The organism is Mucilaginibacter dorajii (assembly GCF_024808255.1).
GTDB classification, from domain to species: Bacteria; Bacteroidota; Bacteroidia; order Sphingobacteriales; family Sphingobacteriaceae; genus Mucilaginibacter; species Mucilaginibacter dorajii.
In genome coordinates this window covers 1-3,341 of the sequence record NZ_JANTYS010000050.1, presented here as the reverse complement: position 1 = coordinate 3,341, position 3,341 = coordinate 1, and the positions used below count along the sequence as shown (strand labels likewise).

The window sequence follows — 3,341 nt, the reverse complement described above, 5'->3', positions numbered from 1 at the left end:
ACAAATTAAACAATAAATAGATATTTGAATTTACAGCAATAAAACATTAGTAATAAAAAAGAGGCTGATCATGATTTATGATACAGCCTCTTTGTATATAATTAAAAGAGCTTATTTAAGTGTGAAACCGGTTTTACCCATAGTGCCACCATCGGCATAAAGTAATACGGTGTATGTGCCTTTAACAAAAGGAGGTGTAGGGTTAACCCAATCAATAACATACTCGCTGCCATCATCCTTGAACTCGATAGATGTTTTATATGTGTATTGCAGATCGGAGTTATCGGCCGTAAAAGTGCCACCATCAGGTGCGGTGATCAGGTTGCCGGTTGGGTCAATAATGCGGATATAAATATCATGCATACCTTTAGTTGCCAGGCTATTGCTTGCAACGGTGAAGTTGATCTTGATTTTTTTAGCAGGACCAGCGCGGGTAACGTCTACTTCTTTACCGCTGCCACGTATCTTGTAGGCCACAATGTTTGATTCGGCCAGCTTGAGGGCCTGCGCCACTTTTACCTTAGCATCCAAATCCTGGTTTTGCTTGGTGAGCGTATCGGCCTTTTTAGCCACCGTAGCCAAGTTGTGCTTCAGCGTGTCCCTTTCGGACGTGAGGTTGGCGTTCTGTTTATGCAGTTCTTCAATATCAGCTGTGTATTTGGTTACAAAATACCGCAGCTGTTTAACATCTTCTTCGGCTTTCACCAATTCGGCTTTGGTTAATTTGCCTTTGGCTAACTGTACCCTTAATACTTTGATCTTCGCCTTTAACGAGTCGTTTTTAGCTGTAAGTTCGGCCGACATTTTTGCTTTGCCGGCGTTTACTTGTTCAACCTGCGCTTCAAGGCTATCAAGATCGGCTTTCAGGCGGGTTTGTTCGTCTTGTTGGGTAACTATCCGCACATCTGATTTGTTTTTTTGCAGATACAGGTATACATCGGTACCTAATAAAGCCAAAACCACCACAATCAAAAAATAAATTACGTTTGAATTTTTCTTAGGTGGTTGCCCGTATTGATTTTCCATAGCAATTAAATATTTAGTGTTTAAATACAGTTTAAAGCAGCATGTGTTTTAAAAAACTGCTGTTTAACCTTGGTGTTTAATGTACAAGCATATTCAAATTAATTGATAATACCTGCGTTTATTGCAATTTTTAACTGTCGTCCGTGATTGAACACACAACGCTATTGAACGTAAAAAAGTTTTAAATATGATATTTACATGAAAATCGTATTTAAAAAATGGTAATTGGTAACGGCTAAAAGTAAGTACAAAATGCCAAAACCGCAATATGAGCTCAATTTTTATAAAGTATAATAAAAGGGGTGCCAGGGGAGTTTTATATCTTTGCAGCTTTTAATTTATTCGCTTTAATGCATATATTTCGCCATTTTTTACTCCTGTTATTTACCCTGTTTGTTGTTATAAACGTTAAGGCCCAACCGGCTGAACCATCAACTGCACCTGCCGAAGTTAAAATGCAGCCTAAACGCGAATTTAGGGGTGTGTGGATAGCTACCGTAGTAAATATCGACTGGCCAACAAGCACTAAGCTCACTGCCGATCAGCAAAAAAAACAGTTACTTGATATTTTAAACGCGCACCAGGAGACCGGTATTAATGCCGTAATGCTACAAGTAAGGCCCGCCGCCGATGCATTTTATGCCAAAAGCCGCGAACCATGGTCAAAGTATTTAATGGGCAAGCAAGGGCAGGGGCCTAATTATGATCCCCTGGAGTTTGCCATTACCGAAGCCCACAAACGCGGTATGGAGCTACATGCATGGTTTAACCCTTACCGTGCAACTTTTGATGGCAACTTCGCGGCGCTTAGTCCGCAGCATATTACCAAAATAAAGCCGGAATGGTTTTTTACCTATGGCGGTATCAAAACATTTAACCCCGGGCTACCCGAAGTACGCGATTATATAGTACAGGTGATATTGGATGTGGTAGATAACTACGATGTTGATGGTGTACACATGGACGATTATTTTTATCCATACCCTATTGCCGGTCAAAAAATAAATGATGATGCTACTTACGCCAAGTATGGGGAAGGGTTTGATAATATTAAAGACTGGCGCCGCCACAATGTAGATTTACTGATACAAATGATTGCCGATAGCGTGCACGCGCATGATCCTAACATCAAATTCGGGATCAGTCCGTTTGGCATCTGGGCTAATAAAGCTCAAAACGATGAGGGATCTGAAACCAATGGCGGCTCATCCTATTACGAAAACTACGCCGACTCGCGCAAATGGCTCAAGGAGGGCTGGATAGATTATATCAACCCGCAATTGTATTGGCCGATAGGCAACCGCGCAGCCGCGTTTGATAAGCTTTTAAGCTGGTGGAGCGACAATACTTACGGCAGGCACCTTTATATTGGGCAGGCTGCTTACCGCATTAATGAGCGGAAAACCCTGGCGTTTAAAAATCCGGCACAATTACCCGAGCAGATCAAGCTGATCAGGAACAACCCAAGGGTACAGGGAAGTGTATATTTTAGTTCGACATCGCTAACCAATAACCCACTGGGTGTTACCGATTCCTTAAAAGAAAACTACTATCGCTACCCGGCATTGCCACCGGTAATGCTTTGGCGCGATTCTATCGGCCCCAATGCGCCTTTAAACGTAACTGCAAGGCCCGTTGTAAATAAAAACGCTGTAACGGTTAGGTGGCTTACCCCGGCATTGGCTAAAGATGAAGAACCTGTTTATGGCTACGTGATTTACCGGTTTGATGCCGAAAAAATAAATATCGAGGATCCTAAAAACATCCTCAAAATCCTTTACAATACCAATTTAAGCTACGAAGATAATACCGTGCAAAAAGGCAAAACCTATTTTTACGTGGTAACGGCATTGGATAGGATGAAAAATGAAAGCGAGCGATCTCCAACAATTGCGGTTACAGTGCCGTAGGGGGTAGGGGCAAACTCTCCATGTCATTGCACGAAGCAATCGCGAACCATGCAGAGAGGATTTGCAGGCGTGCGATTGCTTCGTGTCTTATAATGACGTATTTAAAAAGTGTTTGTCATCCTGAGTTGTAAAATCCGGGGACTGTGAAGATGGAAATGATAATATAAAGCTATGTCATTGCGAGGAACGAAGCAATCGCGAACTTTGCAGATCCGTTCTGTAGAGCATGAGATTGCTTCGTTCCTCGCAATGACGTGGTGGACTTGTCTTGGGTAGGTACGAAGGATCTTCTTTGCCCTATTAATTGCAGACTTTTATAGTGAAGAAGATTCTTCGTTCCTGCCAATGACACATATCTTAATGTATTGATTTTAAACCAATTGCATATTGTGTTTTTTAGCTAAC

The 3,341-nt window shown here is 41.8% G+C and carries 2 protein-coding genes; one reads left to right on the top strand and one right to left on the bottom strand.

The annotated features are described in order from the left end of the window. Positions 1-111 precede the first annotated feature (111 nt). Positions 112-1,026, bottom strand: coding sequence for a DUF8428 domain-containing protein (locus FHS10_RS29195; protein WP_259097784.1), 915 nt, complete (start codon positions 1,024-1,026; stop codon positions 112-114). A gap of 350 nt (positions 1,027-1,376) precedes the next feature. Between FHS10_RS29195 and FHS10_RS29190 the strand changes: the two genes are divergently transcribed. Then, the gene (locus FHS10_RS29190) at positions 1,377-2,936 is read left to right on the top strand and encodes a glycoside hydrolase family 10-like protein (protein ID WP_259097781.1); all 1,560 of its coding nucleotides are present in this window, start codon (positions 1,377-1,379) and stop codon (positions 2,934-2,936) included. Positions 2,937-3,341: the final 405 nt, after the last annotated feature.

Excerpts from the sequence above, each read along its gene's own strand:
- FHS10_RS29195 (WP_259097784.1), bottom strand. The coding sequence starts at position 1,026 with ATGGAAAATCAATACGGGCAACCACCTAAGAAAAATTCAAACGTAATT.
- FHS10_RS29190 (WP_259097781.1), top strand. The coding sequence starts at position 1,377 with ATGCATATATTTCGCCATTTTTTACTCCTGTTATTTACCCTGTTTGTT.